At 62.9% G+C, this 17,552-nt stretch carries 13 protein-coding genes; 10 read left to right on the top strand and 3 right to left on the bottom strand.

All coding sequences use genetic code 11. From position 1 onward, the window contains the following. Window positions 1-5 precede the first annotated feature (5 nt). The 3 genes from FF80_RS20120 to FF80_RS20110 all read left to right on the top strand — a co-directional run bounded on the left by FF80_RS20120 (window position 6) and on the right by FF80_RS20110 (window position 4,226). A complete protein-coding gene (locus tag FF80_RS20120; protein WP_035103667.1) occupies window positions 6-1,367 on the top strand; it encodes a glutamine synthetase family protein in 1,362 nt (453 codons plus the stop codon). A 163-nt stretch (window positions 1,368-1,530) separates the two neighbouring features. Then, window positions 1,531-2,913 carry an aldehyde dehydrogenase family protein gene (locus tag FF80_RS20115; RefSeq protein WP_035103665.1) on the top strand — a complete coding sequence of 461 codons (1,383 nt, stop codon included), beginning with the start codon at window positions 1,531-1,533 and terminating at the stop codon, window positions 2,911-2,913. Window positions 2,914-3,071: 158 nt separating this feature from the next. After that, the gene (locus FF80_RS20110) at window positions 3,072-4,226 is read left to right on the top strand and encodes an iron-containing alcohol dehydrogenase (RefSeq protein WP_035103664.1); all 1,155 of its coding nucleotides are present in this window, start codon (window positions 3,072-3,074) and stop codon (window positions 4,224-4,226) included. Window positions 4,227-4,524: 298 nt separating this feature from the next. On the opposite strand, the gene FF80_RS20105 is transcribed toward FF80_RS20110, so the two are convergent. Continuing rightward, window positions 4,525-5,991 carry a mannitol dehydrogenase family protein gene (locus FF80_RS20105; RefSeq protein ID WP_035103663.1) on the bottom strand — a complete coding sequence of 489 codons (1,467 nt, stop codon included), beginning with the start codon at window positions 5,989-5,991 and terminating at the stop codon, window positions 4,525-4,527. Window positions 5,992-6,225: 234 nt separating this feature from the next. Here FF80_RS20105 and FF80_RS20100 point away from each other — a divergent pair, with 234 nt between their 5' ends. Next, window positions 6,226-7,137 carry a sugar kinase gene (locus FF80_RS20100; RefSeq protein ID WP_244445844.1) on the top strand — a complete coding sequence of 304 codons (912 nt, stop codon included), beginning with the start codon at window positions 6,226-6,228 and terminating at the stop codon, window positions 7,135-7,137. A 69-nt stretch (window positions 7,138-7,206) separates the two neighbouring features. On the opposite strand, the gene ppk2 is transcribed toward FF80_RS20100, so the two are convergent. After that, window positions 7,207-8,064, bottom strand: a complete 858-nt coding sequence (gene ppk2 / locus FF80_RS20095) for a polyphosphate kinase 2 (RefSeq protein WP_035103662.1) — start codon at window positions 8,062-8,064, stop codon at window positions 7,207-7,209. A 93-nt stretch (window positions 8,065-8,157) separates the two neighbouring features. On the opposite strand from ppk2, the gene FF80_RS20090 reads away from it, so the two are divergent. After that, window positions 8,158-9,447 carry an ATP-binding protein gene (locus FF80_RS20090; protein WP_244445843.1) on the top strand — a complete coding sequence of 430 codons (1,290 nt, stop codon included), beginning with the start codon at window positions 8,158-8,160 and terminating at the stop codon, window positions 9,445-9,447. Window positions 9,448-9,676: 229 nt separating this feature from the next. Here the strand turns inward: FF80_RS20090 and FF80_RS20085 are convergent, their stop codons facing one another. After that, on the bottom strand, window positions 9,677-10,261 hold the full coding sequence (locus FF80_RS20085) for a GcrA family cell cycle regulator (protein ID WP_035103836.1): 585 nt from the start codon (window positions 10,259-10,261) through the stop codon (window positions 9,677-9,679). Between the two features lie 361 nt (window positions 10,262-10,622). On the opposite strand from FF80_RS20085, the gene FF80_RS20080 reads away from it, so the two are divergent. The 5 genes from FF80_RS20080 (at window position 10,623) to FF80_RS20060 (ending at window position 17,536) form a co-directional block, all read left to right on the top strand. Next, on the top strand, window positions 10,623-11,822 hold the full coding sequence (locus tag FF80_RS20080; RefSeq protein WP_035103661.1) for an aspartate aminotransferase family protein: 1,200 nt from the start codon (window positions 10,623-10,625) through the stop codon (window positions 11,820-11,822). A gap of 127 nt (window positions 11,823-11,949) precedes the next feature. After that, window positions 11,950-12,882, top strand: coding sequence for an ornithine carbamoyltransferase (argF, locus tag FF80_RS20075; RefSeq protein WP_035103660.1), 933 nt, complete (start codon window positions 11,950-11,952; stop codon window positions 12,880-12,882). 317 nt (window positions 12,883-13,199) lie between these two features. Further along, complete coding sequence (locus FF80_RS20070) at window positions 13,200-14,201, top strand: Hsp33 family molecular chaperone (protein ID WP_081917589.1); 1,002 nt, start codon at window positions 13,200-13,202, stop codon at window positions 14,199-14,201. Between the two features lie 479 nt (window positions 14,202-14,680). Continuing rightward, window positions 14,681-16,519 carry a glycosyltransferase gene (locus FF80_RS20065; protein ID WP_052153802.1) on the top strand — a complete coding sequence of 613 codons (1,839 nt, stop codon included), beginning with the start codon at window positions 14,681-14,683 and terminating at the stop codon, window positions 16,517-16,519. A 129-nt stretch (window positions 16,520-16,648) separates the two neighbouring features. Next, a complete protein-coding gene (locus FF80_RS20060) occupies window positions 16,649-17,536 on the top strand; it encodes a siderophore-interacting protein (protein ID WP_035103658.1) in 888 nt (295 codons plus the stop codon). The last annotated feature ends 16 nt before the right edge of the window (window positions 17,537-17,552 follow it).

The following is a 17,552-nucleotide window of genomic DNA, read 5'->3' as shown; positions in this document are numbered from 1 at the left end:
GAAATATGGCCTATTCACTGGAAGAGCTGCGCGAGGATGTCGCTGCCGGCAGGATCGATACCGTGCTCGTGGCCTTCCCCGACATGCAGGGCCGCATGATCGGCAAGCGCTTCCAGGCCGAGTATTTTCTCGAAACCGCCCATGACGAAACCCATGGCTGCGATTACCTGCTGGCCGACGATATCGATATGGAGCCGGTGCCCGGCTACGCGGCGGCCAATTGGGCCAAGGGTTATGGCGATTTCGTCATGAAGCCCGACCTGACGACCTTGATGAAGGCGAGCTGGCTCGAGGGCACGGCCATCGTGCTGTGCGATCTCAGTGATCACCATCATCACGAACCCATTCCGCATAGCCCGCGCGCCATTCTCAAAGCCCAGATCGAGCGGCTGTCTTCCATGGGCTACACCGCCAATGCGGCGACCGAGCTCGAATTCTACCTGTTCGACGACGATTATCGCACGATCAGCCAGAAGGGCTATCGGACCGCCCAGACGGCGGGCGATTACATCCAGGATTACCACATCTTCCAGACCACCAAGGAAGAAGGCGTGGTGCGCGCTTTGCGCAAGCATTTGCAGGCCTCCGGCATTCCGGTGGAGAGCTCCAAGGGCGAATGGGGCCCGGGCCAGGAAGAGATCAACGTCAAATATTCCGACGCGCTGACCATGGCCGACCGCCATGTCGTGCTCAAGAACGCCACCAAGGAAATCGCCTATGCCCAGGGCAAGGCCGTGACCTTCATGGCCAAGTGGGATTATGCCCTGGCCGGCTCGTCGAGCCACATCCACATGTCGCTGGCGGGCAAGGACGGCAGGCCGCTGTTCGTCGACGGCAAGGACGAGCGCGGGATGAGCGCGCTGATGAAGCACTTCATGGCCGGGCAATTGGCCTATGCCCGCGACATCACCTATTTCCTCGCGCCCTATATCAATTCCTATAAGCGCTACCAGGCCGGCACCTTTGCGCCCACCAAGGCAATCTGGAGCCCGGACAACCGCACCGCCGGCTTCCGCCTCTGCGGCGAGCATTCCAAGGCCATCCGCGTCGAATGCCGCATGGGCGGGGCCGATCTCAACCCCTATCTCGCCATTGCCGCGCTGATCGCGGCTGGGATCAAGGGCATCGAAGACAAGCTGGAGCTTGAACCGGCCTTTGTCGGCGACGCCTATGTGACCAAGAAGCTGCGCGAAATCCCCAAGACGCTGCGCGAAGCCACCGACACTTTGCGCAAATCCAGAATGCTCAAGGACGCCTTTGGCGAGCAGGTGATCGGCCATTATGTGCATACGGCGGAATGGGAACAGGCAGAATATGATCGCCGTGTCACCGATTGGGAACTCAAACGCGGGTTTGAGCGGAGTTGACACGGCCGACCGAACCGAATCCGCCCAACCCACCGGCTCTTCCTCGGGCTTGACCCGAGGACCATTCTCATCGTTCACCAGACGACGAGCGACCCTCGGGTCAAGCCCGAGGGAGAAGCCGGTGATGGGGCGGAATGGTGCCACAGTTTTAGAGGCCAATAGCATGACCGAAATGATCAAGATCATCTCACCCATCGATGGCAGCACCTATGCCGAACGCCCGCTCGCCAGTGGCGCCGAAATCTCGGCCGCCGTTACCCGCGCCAAGGCGGCGCGGCTGGGCTGGGGGGAACTGACTATTGCCGAGCGTGGCAAGATCGTTTCCCATTTCGTCGATGCGCTGCTGGGTATGAATGACGAGATCGTGCCCGAACTCGCCTGGCAGATGGGCCGCCCGATCCGTTTTGGCGGGGAAAAGCGGGGCGTCGAGGAACGCGCCCGCTATATGATCGACCTGGCCGCCGAAGCGCTCGCCCCGGCCGAAAAAACCGGCAAGGAAGGCTTTACCCGCTACATCACCCGCGAGCCGCTGGGCACGGTCATGGTCATCGCGCCCTGGAATTATCCCTTCCTCACGGCCGTCAATTCCATCATTCCCGGGCTGATGGCGGGCAATGCCATCCTGCTCAAACATGCCAGCCAAACGCTCCTCGCCGGCGAGCGCTTTGCCGCCGCCGCACGCCAGGCGGGCCTGCCCGATGGACTGTTCCAGAACCTGGTGCTGGGCCATGCCGATACGGAAAAGCTGATCGCCTCGGGGCAGATCGACCACATCAATTTCACCGGCTCGGTCGAGGGCGGGCGGCGTATCGAGCAGGCCGCCGCCGGCACCTTTGCCACGCTGGGGCTCGAACTGGGCGGCAAGGACCCCGCCTATGTGCGCGAAGATGCCGATATCGCCAATGCGGTCGAGAACCTGGTCGATGGCTCGTTCTTCAATTCCGGGCAGAGCTGCTGCGGGGTGGAGCGCATCTATGTGCATGCCTCGATTCACGACGATTTCGTTGCCCGCTTCATCGACAACGCCAAGGGGTGGACGCTGGGCAATCCGCTCGATGCCGATACCATTGTCGGGCCGATGGCGCGCGGCAGCTTCGCCGATCACGTCCGCCAGCAGACCGAAGAGGCCGTGCGCGGCGGGGCGATGCGGCATCTCAATTCCAAACATGCGCTTGATGTCGCCGGCTCGCCCTATCTCGCGCCCGAAGTGTTGACCGGCGTCAATCACCAGATGAGTGTGATGCGCGAGGAGAGCTTCGGCCCGGTGGTCGGCATCATGAAAGTGGCCGACGATGCGGAGGCCGTGACGCTGATGAATGACAGCCCCTATGGCCTGACCGCCTCGATCTGGACGCAGGACCTCGACACGGCCGCCAAGCTGGGCGCAAAAATCGAGACCGGCACGGTCTTCGCCAATCGCTGCGACTATCTCGATCCGGCCCTGGTCTGGACCGGGGTGAAAAACACCGGCAAGGGCGGCGGCCTCAGCGAAATCGGCTATGCGAACCTTAGCCAGCCCAAGTCGTTTCATTTGAAACGGGTTTAATTCCGGGAGCCCCACCGCTTCCCGTGCAATCGTCACCACCGGGCTTGTCCCGGTGGTCCATGCTGCCGCCAGCGCGATCCCGCGATGGATTGCCGGGACAAGCCCGGCAATGACGGCGGTGCAGGGGCCAGTGGCCCCAACACAACAACGAGGCCCAAATGACCAAAGCCAACTGGAACTACCCCACCGCCATCAAGTTTGGCCCCGGCCGCATCGCTGAACTGCCCGAAGTGCTCAAGGCCACCGGTATCACCAAGCCCCTGTTCGTCACGGACGCGGGCCTCGTCAATCTGCCGGTGACGCAAAAGACCATCCAGCTGCTCAAGGATGCGGGCATTCCGGTCGGCGTGTTTGCCGAGGTCAAGCCCAATCCGATCTCGGCCAATGTGGAAGCCGGCATCAAGGTGCTGCGCGAGGGCGGCCATGATGGCGTCATCGCCTTTGGCGGCGGTTCGGGGCTGGATGTGGGCAAGGTCATTGCTTTCATGGCTGGGCAGACCCGCCCGATGTGGGACTTCGAGGACATTGGCGATTGGTGGACCCGCGCCGATCCCAAGGGTATTTTCCCCATCATCGCCGTTCCGACCACGGCAGGCACGGGTTCGGAGGTCGGCCGCGCCGGCGTCATCACCGACGAAACGAGCCATACTAAAAAGGTCATCTTCCACCCCCTGATGATGCCAAAGGTGGTGATCGCCGACCCCGAACTGACATTGGGCATGCCCCGCTTCATCACCGTGGGCACCGGCATGGATGCGCTGGCCCATTGCCTCGAAGCCTATTGCGCGCCGGGCTATCACCCGCTGGCCGATGGCATTGCGGTGGAAGGCATTCGGCTCGTGTTCGAAAACCTGCCCAAGGTCGTGGCCGATCCCAATGATGTGGAAGCGCGCGGCCATATGATGAGCGCGGCGGCCATGGGCGCCACGGCCTTCCAGAAGGGGCTCGGCGCCATCCATGCGCTGAGCCACCCTGTCGGCGCGCTCTACGACACCCACCACGGTATGACCAATGCGGTCTTCATGCCCTATGTGCTGATGGTCAATAAGCCAGCGATCGAAGCCAAGATCGCCCGGCTGGCCGCGTATCTGGGCCTCTCGCCCACCTTCGAAGCGTTCCTCCACGCCATTATCGGCCTGCGCCTGCGGCTCGACGTGCCGCATACCCTGGCCGAGTTCAAGGTGGATGGCAGCAAACGCGAGCTGATCGGGGACATGGCGATCCTCGATCCGACAGCGGGGGGCAACCCGGTGGAGCTGACCAAGGCGCGGGCGCTGGAGATTTTCGATCGGGCGATGGAGGGGCGGGTTTAGGCGAAGCCGCATCGGCGTGTGGCGAGCTATGAATGCCACCGGCCCGTCACCTCGCCCCTCAGGGGAGAGGTCGACGGCGAAGCCGGCGGGTGAGGGGTGCGATGCTGCAAGATACCGGATGTACCCAGCATCGCACCCCTCACCCAGCTTTGCCAGGTCGCCTTGCTCCCGGCGCCGCTACCCTCTCCCCTGAGGGGCGAGGGGACGATGGAGCCTATGGATTGAGGCCTATGCGATAGCCTTGCCTGCAAGGGGGAGGGTGTCGACTGAAGGCTTCCCGCCAAGTCGACTGCGGTCTCTACCCCACAATCTCCCGCACCGTCTCCGCCGCACCGACATCGAATAGACTATCAAGGTGTTCCACCACGTCGGCACCGAACACTTCATTGTCCGCCAGATCGTCGCCGAACACTTCGGTCAGCCCAACCAGCCCCTCATAGAGCTCCTCCGGATCGCCACCCGCGCCGGCAGCAATCGCCATCATCCGCATGGCCAGCGGATCGCGCACGTCGATATTTTCGCCCTTCTCGTCAATGCCCATGACATAGCGCATCCAGGCGGCGACCCCGAGCGACAGGCGCTCGATGCTCTGCCCGGCGGCCAGACGGTCGCGAATGGTGCCGAGCAGGCGTTGGGGCAGTTTCTGGCTGCCATCCATGGCGATCTGCCAGGTGCGGTGCTTGAGCGCGGGATTGGCGAAGCGCTCCAGCAATTGATCGCGATAGGCGCCCAGGTCCACGCCGGGCATGTCGAGGGTCGGCATGACTTCCTCGCTCATCAGCCCATGGATCAGCGCCACAAAGGCCGGATCGCCCATGGCGTCGGACACATATTCGTGGCCCGCCAGATAGCCCAGATACGCCATGGTCGAGTGGCTGCCATTGAGCATGCGCAGCTTCATCCGCTCGAAAGGCTCCACATCCTCGACCAGTTGCGCCCCGGCCTTCTCGAAGGGCGGGCGGCCCTGCGGGAAATGGTCCTCGATCACCCATTGGGTAAAGGGCTCGGTCATGATCGGCCAGGCATCCTCTGCCCCGATCAGCTCGGCAATCGTCGCGCGATCGGCATCGGTGGTCGAGGGCACGATGCGGTCGACCATGGTGCCGGGGAAAGCCACCCCGGCCACGAATTCGCCCAAAGCCGCGTCGCGCAGGCTGGCAAATTTGGTGACGATCCGCTTCACCGTCGCGCCATTGCTCGGCAGGTTATCGCAGCTCATCACGGCGAAGGGCGCAATGCCCGCCGCCTTGCGCCGCGCCAGGGCTTCGACCAGCATACCGGGGGCCGATTTAGGGGCGGTGGGATTGGCCAGGTCATGCACGATATCGGGATGGCGCTGATCGAGTTCGCCGGTCGCCGGATCGTGGCAATAGCCCTTTTCGGTCACCGTCAGCGAGACGATGCGGATTTGCGGGCTCGCCATCAGCGTCAGCAAGTCCTCGCGTTCCGTGTTGGCATCGAGCACTTTGAGGATCGAGCCGATGACGCGTGGATGGGTGCCGGCGGCATCGCGCACGGCAATGGTATAAAGCCCGTCCTGCGGCTCCAGCGCGTGCTTGGTATCAGGGCGGCGCAGGCTCGCGCCGACAATGGCCCAGTCCGGCTGCTCTTTCAGCAGATCGTCGACATAGACCGCCATATGCGCGCGATGAAAGGCGCCGATGCCCAGATGGACGATGCCCGGGCTGATCGTGCTGCGGTCATAATCGGGCACCCTCACGCCGGCAGGTGCTTGGGCAAGGATAGCGGTGCTGAGGCGCGTCATAGTGGTCTCCGGCTCGAAATCGGCGTCACCATAGTGACAATCATTCTTGTATGGAAGATGGAAGGTACTTCAAGTAGATCTCATGGAGAGCCTGTCGAACCACGAGGTCGTGGCAATCAGACCTCCACGCGCTCGACCTCGTCCTTCGACAAGCTCAGGATGAGGTCTTCTAAACTGCTTGCGCGGGAATGACACCGTGGGTAAGCGGGAACCGGCACGAAAGAGGATCAGGTTTTGGCACAGCAGCGTTTCGTCAGCATCGGGGAATGCATGATCGAGATGAGCGGGGGCGAGGATCGCCAATACCGCTTGGGCTATGCGGGCGATACGCTCAATACCGCCTGGTATATGCGGGCGCTGCTGGGCAAGGATTGGTCGGTCGATTACTTCACCGGGCTGGGCGAAGACCGCTATTCCGACGATATCCGCACTTTCCTGCAAGCCCATGATATCGGCACCAGCCATATCCGCACTGTCCCTGAGCGCCGCCCCGGCCTCTACATGATCCACCAGGACAAGGGCGACCGACACTTCACCTATTGGCGCGATACGTCTGCCGCCAAGCTCCTGGCCGACGACAAGGAAGCGCTGCATGCCGCGCTCGACGGCGCCAGCATGGTGTATTTCTCGGGCATTACCCTGGCCATCCTGGCGCCCCGTGCCCGTGGCCGCCTGCTGGGCGCTATCGTCAAGGCGCGCGATGCCGGCGCGAAAATCGTGTTCGACACCAATCTGCGCCCGGCCCTGTGGACCAGCCCCCGCGTCATGGCCTCGGTGCTGACCGCCGCCGCAACCCTCTGCGATATCGTGCTGCCCACCCATGCCGACGAAGCCCCGCTATTCGGCGACAAATCGGTGGAGGACACCGCCGAACGTTATCTGGAACTGGGCGTCGAGGAAGTCGTGGTCAAGGACGGGGCCGGCGAAGCGCTGATCGCCACCGCCAGCGAGCGCGTCAAGGTCGCTCCCAAGCCGGGTGCCAAGGTCGTGGATGCGACCGGGGCAGGGGACAGTTTTAACGGGGCCTATCTGAGCGCGCGGCTGGCGGGCAAATCGCTGAAGGAAGCGGCAGAGGCGGCGCATCGGGTGGCCGGCGTGGTGATCGGGCAGAAGGGGGCTTTGGTCGATCCGAAGCTCGTCCGGTAGGGGATACCCCACCTGGCCTCCCCCTGACAGGGGGAGGGATATCGCCACTCTTGGGGCAGGCTAGAGTTTTCACTCACTCTTCTTCAGCTTCAAAAACGCATCCGCACTCAACCTGATCTTGGGATCGATTTCCCCGATCGCCTTGGGGCTTTTGCCTTGATAGTCCAAAGCATCGAGCACGGTGCGGATCACGTTGAGCCTTCCCCGCTTTTTGTCATTGGCGCGGATCACCGTCCAGGGAGCGTGCTTGCTGTCGGTGCGCTCGAGCATCACGTCGCGTGCCGCCGAATAGGCATCCCACTTGCCCAGGGCCTCCAGATCGATGGGCGAGAGCTTCCACACCTTGAGCGGGTCATGGCGGCGGTCGTGGAACCGCTTGAGCTGCATTTCCCGGCCGATCGACAGCCAGAATTTGAACAGGTGAATGCCGTCCTTGGTGATGCGCTTTTCAAATTCGGGCGCTTCGTCCAGAAATGCCTCGGTCTGCTCGGGCGTGCAGAAGCCCATTACCGGCTCCACCCCGGCCCGGTTATACCAGGAACGGTCGAACAGCACCGTCTCGCCCGCCGCCGGCAGCCAATCGACATAGCGCTGGAAATACCACTGCGTCCGCTCCCGGTCGTTGGGCTTGGGCAGCGCCGCGATCAGATTGTAGCGCGGGTTGAGATTTTCCAGATACCGCTTGATCGTGCCGCCCTTGCCGGCCGCGTCGCGCCCTTCAAATACCAGCATGACGCGTTCGCCGCTGGCCGCCAGATGGGCCTGCAGCAGCACCAGCTGCTTTTGCAGCGCGTACATCTCCGCTTCGTAAATCTTGTTGTCCAGCTTATCCTCATAAGGGTAGCCACCCGAACGCATGGCGTGTTTTTCAATGGCCTTGGGCAGGTTTGGATCTTCAATATCGAAGCCCTCGAAGGGATCGCTCATGGTTGTCGCTCCGTTGTCATCCCGAACGTGCTATGAAGCCGCCCTTGAGTGCAAGGGCCACGATGGAAACCCTTGATTCGACATTGGCGTAACATGGACCAACCGACCGCATCGCCGCCTGCTTCTGCCCTCACCCAGATACTGGCGCGGCTGGCCGCGCAATCGAGCCTGTTGGCCGGAATTTTCGGGGTGTTTTTTGCGCTGGTGCTGTTCGGCTTTCTGCCCGTATTGCCCGCTATCATCGCCTTTCTGGCCATTGTTGCCGCCATGGCCCTGCTGCCCGCGGGCCTGGTGACGGTGACCCAGACCGCGCCGGCCCCCGTCATGTCCTTGATGGTGGCAAATGAGCAGATCCCCATCACCGCCTTTGCCGATGCGCTGACCGATCCCTGCTTCGTGCTCGACCGGCGCGCCGTGGTTGTCCATGCCAATGCGGCCGCGCGACGCCAATATACCAATGTGCTGCCGGGCAACCCCATTACCTTCTCGCTGCGCAATCCCGAACTGGTGCAGGCGATCGACGCGGTGATCCGCAGCGGCACCACGCGTACCATCGAGCTGCATGAAACCCTGCCGTCCGAAACCTGGGACAAGGTCATCGTCGCCCCGCTGCGCCGCGAAGGCGCCGACTGGTTCGCCGACGAAGGCCGCCAATTGGTGGTGACCATGCAGAGCCTGACCGAGCTCAAGCGGGTCGATGCGCTGCGCAGCGATTTCATCGCCAATGCCAGCCACGAATTGCGCACGCCCCTGGCCTCGTTGCTGGGCTTTATCGATACTCTTTTGGGCCCGGCTGCCAAGGATGCGGCGGCGCGCGAAAAATTCCTCGGCATCATGCGCGGCCAGGCCGAACGCATGAGCAAGCTGATCGACGATCTGCTGAGCCTCTCGCGCATCGAAATGCACCAGCATGTGCGCCCCACCGGCTCCATCGATCTGGCCGGCCTGTTGCGCGAAGTGCGCGAGGGCCTGATGACCCAGGCCAAGGCGGCCGAGCTCGATATCGTACTCAGCCTGCCCGCGGGCACCGCCATTACCACCGGCGATCGCTCCCAGCTCTACGAAGTGTTCGAAAACCTGCTCGACAATGCCATCAAATATGGCGCCGATGGCAAGACCATCGAAGTCAGCCTGGCGCCTGCGGGTCGTCCGGGCTTCCAGCATATGGTAACGGTGGTCGATCATGGGCCGGGTGTGGCGCCGGAATATGTGCCCCGCCTCACCGAGCGCTTCTACCGCATGGACGCCGATATCAGCCGCAAGAAAAAGGGCACGGGCCTGGGGCTGGCCATCGTCAAGCACATCGTCAACCGCCACCGCGGGCAGCTGGTCATTCGCAGCAAGGTGGGCGAGGGGATGCGGGTGGATGTGTTGCTGCCCTAGGGGCACCCCATTCCTACGATAACGCGTAGGTGCCGATCTTCGCCACAGTGTCATTCCCGCGAAAGCGGGAACCTCCGTTTACTTTCTTGCATCCCAACAGAGGTTCCCGCTTTCGCGGGAATGACACCGTGGGTGGGTGAGCCGGGTTGTGAATTGCTGCACCCCGCGCACCCCAAACAAAAAGGGCGCCGCCGGCGCCCTCTTGTCATGTCCAGCTATTTTTCGCAGCCTAGCGGCGCTTCTTGTCGACCTGGTGATAGGCGCGGCGCGAGTGGAATTCGCAATAGGGGCCGCTTTCCAGGCTATGCTGGCCGCAGAAGTAAAAGTCCTTGGTCAGCGGGTCGCCGATCGGCCACTTGCAGGTGCTCTCGGTGAGCTGCAGCAGGTTCAGCCTTTTGTCTTCGGGAATGAACAGCTCGGCCGCAGCCGGTGCGACATAAAGATTGGTCTCGATCTCGGGGCTCGCCGCCAGAGCGGTGGCGCCCATGGTCTGCGGGCGCGGCATGCTCATCCGGGCCTTGGCGGCGCCGCCCATCATGCTGGAGCCGCCACTGCCGGAGGAGAGGCTGGCCGAAGGGCCGGACACCCGGCGGGGGGCCGGGCGCGGCGCCGGACGGGCGCGTGGCGCGGTATTGGTGGGCTTGGCGCGGGCCGAAAGTTTAAGGCGGTGCACCTTGCCGATAACCGCATTGCGGGTAACGCCCTGGCCGAGTTCCCCGGCAATCTGGCTGGCCGACAGGCCTTCCATCCAGAGCTTCTTCAAAGTTTCGACGCGCTCGTCAGTCCAGCCCGCCGCTTGTGCTCCTGAATCCATCGTCAAAACAGAATCCTTCATTGTGCTGCCAAGTTGGATCTTGGCAGCCGTAAACTCTAGCGGTCGTATGTTAGGCGGGTCCGCCACACGAGATATCGTGTCCCCAACGAATGTTAGACTACGCTATCGGCGGAATCAGGATCAAGAGTCAGGGAAGGATATCCCCGAATATTCACTGGTTAAAATTGCCTTAACGATCATTGAGTCAAATCAGGCACTTGGGCCTGGAACGTTGACTTATCTGGCAAAAATGGCCTAACTCTGACGTATAAACGCGCTGCGCAACGAGCGCGTTTTTGATTTTTGTGGCGCGAATGCCACGGCCCCTCTTAATCGCGCTTGCACCAGAAGGAATGACCATATGTCTGCGCTCTACGGCACCTATGCCCGGTCCGAACTCGCTTTCGAGCGGGGCGAAGGCATGCGCCTGTATGACCAGCATGGCCGATCCTATCTCGATTTCCATTCTGGCGTGGCCGTCAATGCCCTGGGCCATGGCGATGCCCATCTGGTCACGGCGCTGAAAGCAGCGGCCGAAAAGGTCTGGCACACGGCCAATACCTTTACCATTCCCGAGCAGGAACGGCTGGGCCAGCGGCTGGTCGAGGCGAGCTTTGCCGACTCGGTGTTTTTCACCAATTCGGGCGCCGAGGCCATCGAATGCGCCATCAAGACGGCGCGGCATTATTTCTGGGCCAAGGGCCAGCCGGATCGCTACGAGATCATCGCCTTTACCGGCTCGTTCCATGGCCGCACGCTGGGCACCATCGCCGCCGGCGGCAATCCCGATTATCTGGAGGGCTTCGGCCCCGCCGCGCCCGGTTTCAAGCATGCCAGGCCGGGAGATCTGGACAGCGTCAAGGCGCTGATCAGCCCGCAGAGCTGCGCCATCCTGATCGAGCCGGTGCAGGGGGAGGGCGGCGTTACCGCCATGACTTCCGAATTCATGCAGGGCCTGCGCAAGCTGTGCGACGAGAACGACATGCTGCTCGTGCTCGACGAAGTGCAGTGCGGCTATGGCCGGACCGGGCGGTTTTTTGCCTATGAGTGGAGCGGCATCACCCCCGATATCGTGGCGGTGGCCAAGGCCATTGGCGGCGGCTTCCCGCTCGGCGCGTGCCTGGCCAAGGGCGATGTCGCTTCCTCCATGGTGCCCGGCACGCATGGCTCGACCTATGGTGGCAATCCGCTGGCCTCGGCCATGGGCAATGCCGTGCTCGACCGGATTCTCGCGCCCGGCTTTATCGACCATGTCAACCAGATGGGCCAGAAACTGGCCTGGCATCTGCAGCAATTGGCGCAGCGCTATCCCGATTACGTACTCGAACTGCGCGGCAAGGGACTGCTCGCGGGCATCAAGATCACTCCGCCAGTGCGCGATTTCGTGTCCCGACTGCGTGACGATCACCAGATGCTGGTCATCGGCGCCGGCGACAATGTGCTGCGGCTCTTGCCCCCGCTCATCGTCACCGAGGCCGACATTATCGAAGCGGTCGAGAAGATCGCCGCTGCTTTCGATGCCATCGAGGCCGAAACGGCGTCGGTTCCGGCGGTGGGGTAACATGACCTCCACATTGTGGCATTATGGACGCCGACGACGCGGCCTGTTCCCTCCTCCCTGAGCGGAGGAGCAGCAGACCCGCGGCACTTTGCCGACCATATCAGCGTCACATAAGGAAACCCGGCCCATGACGACGACCGGCACACCAAACCATTTTCTCTCGATCGACGATTTCACCTATGCCGAACTGCGCGGCATGCTCGATGCCGCCACCTCACTGAAGGGACGCCTCAAGGAAGGCGACCGGCCGCAATTGCTCAAGGACAAGGTCCTGGCGATGATTTTCGAGCGCCAATCGACCCGCACCCGCGTCTCCTTCGATGTGGGCATGCGCCAATTGGGCGGGGAGACCATCATGCTCTCCGGCCAGGAAATGCAGCTGAGCCGCGAGGAAACCCTCTCCGACACCGCCAAGGTGCTCAGCCGCTATGTCGATGCGATCATGATCCGCATCCTCTCCCACGCCGATCTGCTGGACCTGGCCGAGGCGGCCACCGTGCCGGTGATCAACGGCCTGACGCGCCGCGCCCATCCCTGCCAGATCATGGCCGATCTGATGACCTTTGAAGAGCATCGCGGGCCGATCAAGGGCGCCAAGGTCGCCTGGGTGGGTGACAGCAACAATGTGCTGCATTCCTGGGTGAATGCGGCCGAGCTGTTCGAGTGCCATTTGACCATTGCCGTGCCGGATGAATATAGCCCGGAAAAGGACCTGATGCAGGATATCCGCCGGGCCGGCGACTATGTGAAACTGATCGAAGACCCGCGCGAGGCCGTCGAAGGCGCGGACCTGGTCATCACCGATACCTGGGTGTCGATGGGCGACGTGGACGTGGCCGAACGCCGCCGGGTCTTGAAACCGTACCAGGTCAACACCAATTTGATGGCGCTGGCGGACAAAAACGCTCTTTTCATGCACGACCTGCCCGCTCATCGCGGGGACGAAGTGACCGACGAGGTGATCGATGGTCCCCAGTCGGTGGTGTGGGACGAAGCCGAAAACCGCCTGCACGCGCAAAAAGCCATATTGTGCTGGGCCTTCGGGGTCGAAACCAACTAAACTGCTTCGATCTTCTGATCGGGACGGCCTGCAAATGGCGGTCTTCTGCGCTTCCGGTGCTCACGTACTTATGTACGCTCCGCTCCGGTTCTCGAAGACCACCATTTTCGGCTCGTCCCAACCAGAAGCTCATCGCAGTTGCGGTGCCATCAACCGCCGTGTCGTCCCCGCGAAAATGGGGATCTCCGTTTGCTTGAACGGAATGGAGGTTCCCGCTCGCTGGGAAGACACTGTTGTTGTGCGTGATGCGCTAGAACGTTTCGCCTTGAGGGTTTAGCCTCACGAAAGCCAAAAGAATGACGACGGATTCGACTGCAATGACCGAGAACCTGATGACTGCCCTGGGGCTCGACCGGCCGGAAACTGGCGATGATGCCGTCGTGCCGTTCACCCTCGACAAGCTCGACACACGCGGCCGCGCCGTTCGCCTGGGCGATGCGCTCGACACCATCCTCAGCCGCCATAACTATCCGGCCCCCGTGGCGCGCCTGCTCGGCGAAGCCGTGGTGCTGGCCGGGCTGATCGGCTCGTCCCTCAAATTCGAGGGGCGTTTCATCATGCAGACCCAGACCGATGGGCCGGTCAACCTGATCGTGGTCGATTTCGACGCCCCCGACGGGCTGCGCGGCTATGCGCGCTTTGATCACGATGCACTGGTCAAGGCTGCCGAAGAGGGCAAGACCCGCCCCGCCGACCTGCTCGGCAAGGGGCATCTGGCCATGACCATCGACCAGGGGCCGCATACCGAACGCTATCAGGGCATTGTCGCGCTCGAGGGCAACTCGCTCGAGGAAGTGGCCCATACCTATTTCATGCAATCCGAGCAGATCCCCACCATGGTGCGGATCGCGGTGGCCGAATTCCAGCAAAAGGGTGACCACCGCCCCCATTGGCGGGCCGGGGGCGTCCTGATCCAGCACCTGCCCGAGCATGGCCTGTCCAGGATGGCGGACCTTCCCGGCGACGGCAATTTCGACAATCCGGCAACTGCCGATCCCGATTTCGAGGAATCCGACGGCTGGAGCGAGGCCAGGGCGCTTTTGACTACGCTCGAAGATGTCGAACTGGCCGACCCCGACCTGTCGCCCGAGCGGCTGCTGTTCCGGCTGTATCACGAGACCGGCGTGCGGGTGTTTTCGCCCCTGCCCATGGTCGAGCGCTGCACTTGCTCGGCCGACCGCATCGAGGACATGCTGGCGACCAGCTTCACGCCCGAAGACCGCGAGGAAATGGCGGTCGACGGCGAAATCGAAGTGGTCTGCGAATTCTGCTCGACCGCCTATCACTTCAACCCGAACCAGTTCGGGACTAAGCACTGAGCTGGGGAGCCAACATCTGCTCCCCCTCAGGGGCTAATCGCATATGCCGGGCCTCACCTCGCCCCTCAGGGGAGAGGTCGACGGCGAAGCCGGCGGGTGAGGGGTGCGATGCTGCAACGGGAGTGGTGTCCCAGCATCGCACCCCTCACCCTGGCCCTCTCCCCTGAGGGGCGAGGGGACGATGGAGCGCCAGGTTCGGTGTGATCCTTCCGGCTATTGTCCTTCTGAAAGCTGAAGGGCGCGCTCGATGTTCGCTTCCGGCTCGCGCAAGTAAAACGCTTTACTCAAGCAGAAGACATTTATTTCTGGACTGACAATGACTTGGACAGATTTCACGACTTGCACACTCGCTAAATTGTAGTCAGTATTTATGCGGATAGACCGGGCAAAGGGGGCTGTGCCAGGTGGACGCGACCAGCAGGACATGCGCGCGACGAAGACGCTTGGATCATGGGTGGCAGCCCAGATGATCTGAGCATATGTCGCCCGCCCAAAGCCTGATCCAGGCCGTTCTGGCAGAGCATTGTCCCGATGCCGCCGCCGCGCAGCGCGTGCTTGAGGCGGCGCTGGAACGCGAGGTCGATCCGCTGCGCTATTGCGCCGCTAGCCTGGGGATCGGGGAGGCCCTCGTCATGGAACGCGCGGCGCGCTGGGCCGGCTTCGCCTTTTACGACAATGTGCCCAACCATTTGCGCGGCCAGACCACGCCAACCCGGCTCGAGGCCCTGGGTGAAGTCAGAATGTTCCGGGCGATCCTGTTCGATACGGAAATCGCCTTCAGCGCCCCCGATTTCTTTGGCTTGCTGCGGTTGCAGGCCCGCCGGCTCGACAATCCCGATCTGGCCCGGCGGCTCTGTCTCGTGCCCGAAAGCGCGCTGCGCGACTATCTCGTGCGCGCAGCGGCGCCGGCTTTGGTCGATGCCGCCAGGCAAACCCTGGCCCGGCGCTGGCCCTATGCCGCAGCGCAACTGGAACTGACCGTGCCCGCGCGCAATATCTTTGTCGGGCTGACGCTGGCGCTGTTCTGCGTGGTGCTGCTCGCGCCGCATTCCGGTCAGGTCCTGCTCCTGCCGGTCTGGGCGCTGCTGCTGCTTGGTCCCGCTGTTATTCGCATCGCCGCGCTCAGCATACCCAATCCGCCCCGGCCATCCGCCAAGGAACCACCCGATCCGGCCGAATTGCCCATCTATAGCGTGCTGGTGCCGCTGCGCGACGAGGCCCATATGGTGCCCCAATTGTTCCGCGCGCTGGGAGCCTTGCGCTATCCGCCGGAAAAGCTCGACATCAAATTCGTCGTCGAGGATTGCTCGGCAGCAACGCTCGAGGCGGTGCGGCAACAGCTGGGCGATCCGCGCTTTTCGCTGCTGGCCGTGCCCGACGCCTTGCCGCGCACCAAGCCCAAGGCGCTCGATTTTGCCCTGCCACTGTGCCAGGGCGAGTTTGTAGTGGTCTACGATGCCGAGGACACGCCCGAGCCAGACCAGCTCTGGCAGGTGGCACAGCGCTTTGCCGATGCGCCGGATATCGAATGCATCCAGGCCCAGTTGGTAATCGATAATGGCGGGGAGAACTGGCTGGCCGGCATGTTTGCCGCCGAATATGCGGGCCTGTTCACCGTGATGCTTCCGGCTTTGACCAAGTGGGGACTGGTGGCGCCCCTGGGCGGCACCTCCAATCACTTCCGGCTGGCCACCCTGCGCGCGATTGGCGGATGGGACGCGTTCAACGTTACCGAAGATGCCGATCTGGGCGTGCGGCTGGCCCGGCGCGGTCATCGTGTGGACGTGATCGCCCTGGCCACGCTGGAGGAAGCCCCGGTCGCACTGGCTACCTGGATGGGACAGCGCACCCGCTGGATCAAGGGCTGGATGCAGACGCTGATCGTGCATAATCGCCGCCCGCTGCAATTGCTCGCCGATATCGGCTGGCGCCGCATGCTGGCCTTTGAGGTGCTGGTGCTCGGCATGATCCTGGCGCCGCTGCTGCATAGCGCGCTGATCCTGTTGCTGCTGGCGCGGCTGATGGTGGGCGAACCGCTGCTGGACAGCGGTGGGCTGTGGTCCTGGGCGTGCCTGTTGACGCTGGGTATCGGCTCCGGATCGGCGATCATCGTCAATATGGCGGGCCTGGTCCGCCAGCGCCGGTTTGCCCTGCTGGCCAGTCAATTGAGCCTGCCGCTCTATTGGCTGCTCGTGGCCTGGGCAACCATACGGGCGCTCTACGCCCTGGCCAAAAGCCCGTTCGAATGGGCCAAGACTACCCATCGCGGCGTCAATCGCGCGCCGCTGGCCAGCGAAATGCCAGCCGCTGGCGAATAGGCGCCAGGCCTGTGCCGGGCATTGGTCTGCAATGCGCCGCCATTACCAAACAGATCCTGGCACAGCACTAACTTGACGGTTCAAGTCATAATATGTAGCACCCGTACTCGACGATACAAGGGGTGCGCGATGACCAGGATGTTTCATGAGGCTAGGCTTGTCGGCCGCCAGGTGCTCTCGCCGGGCATGCTGCGGCTGACCTTTGGCGGGCCGGGCCTCGCCGATTGGAAAACCACCGGCATTGGCGACGAATATCTGCGCCTGTTCTTTCCTAACGAAAAGACCGGCAAGCTGCATCTGCCCCAGATCAGCGAGGATGGCCGCTGGACCTATCCCGACGGGCAGGACGCCATCCGCTGTTCGACCTACACCATCCGCCGCCAAGATGCAGCCAAGGGCCAGATCGATATCGATTTCGTCATCCACGAAGGCGGGCTCGCCAGCGAGTGGGCGCAGCGCGCCCGAGTGGGCGAGGTGATCACCATCAACAATCCGCGCGGACTCTATGCCCCGCCCGCCGATACGGCCTGGCAATTGCTGGTTTCCGATGCGACCGGCCTGCCGGCGCTGTCGCGGCTATTGGAGCAGACGCCGGCCCATATCGAAACCCGCGCCTTTATCGAAGTGGCGGAGGGCAGCCATGAATTGGACCTGCCGCGCCACCCCAAGGCGACGGTGACCTGGCTGCATGGCAGCGGCAATGGCGTGGCGCCCAGCCGGCTCGAAGACGTGGTGCGCGCCGTGCCCATGCCCAGGGCGCCCGGCTATCTCTGGGTGGCGGGCGAACAAAAGGCTGTCCGCGCCATCCGCAAATATGCCCGCAAGGAACTGGGCCTGCCTGCCGAGCGGTACGAGTTGGTCGCCTATTGGATCCACGAAGGCGAAGACTGGGAAGCCAAATTCGCCGCGCTCGATCCGGCGCTGAAGGCAAGGATCGACGCCGCCTGGCACTCTGGCCGCGACCCGGAGGAAGTGCGCGACGAATATGAGGCGACGTTGGAGAAGCACGGGCTTTAGGGCGAAGTTATAGGTG

Source organism: Devosia sp. LC5, assembly GCF_000735585.1.
Lineage (GTDB): Bacteria > Pseudomonadota > Alphaproteobacteria > Rhizobiales > Devosiaceae > Devosia.
The sequence above is the reverse complement of the archived record's forward strand: the minus strand, read 5'-3'. Positions and strand labels throughout refer to the sequence as shown.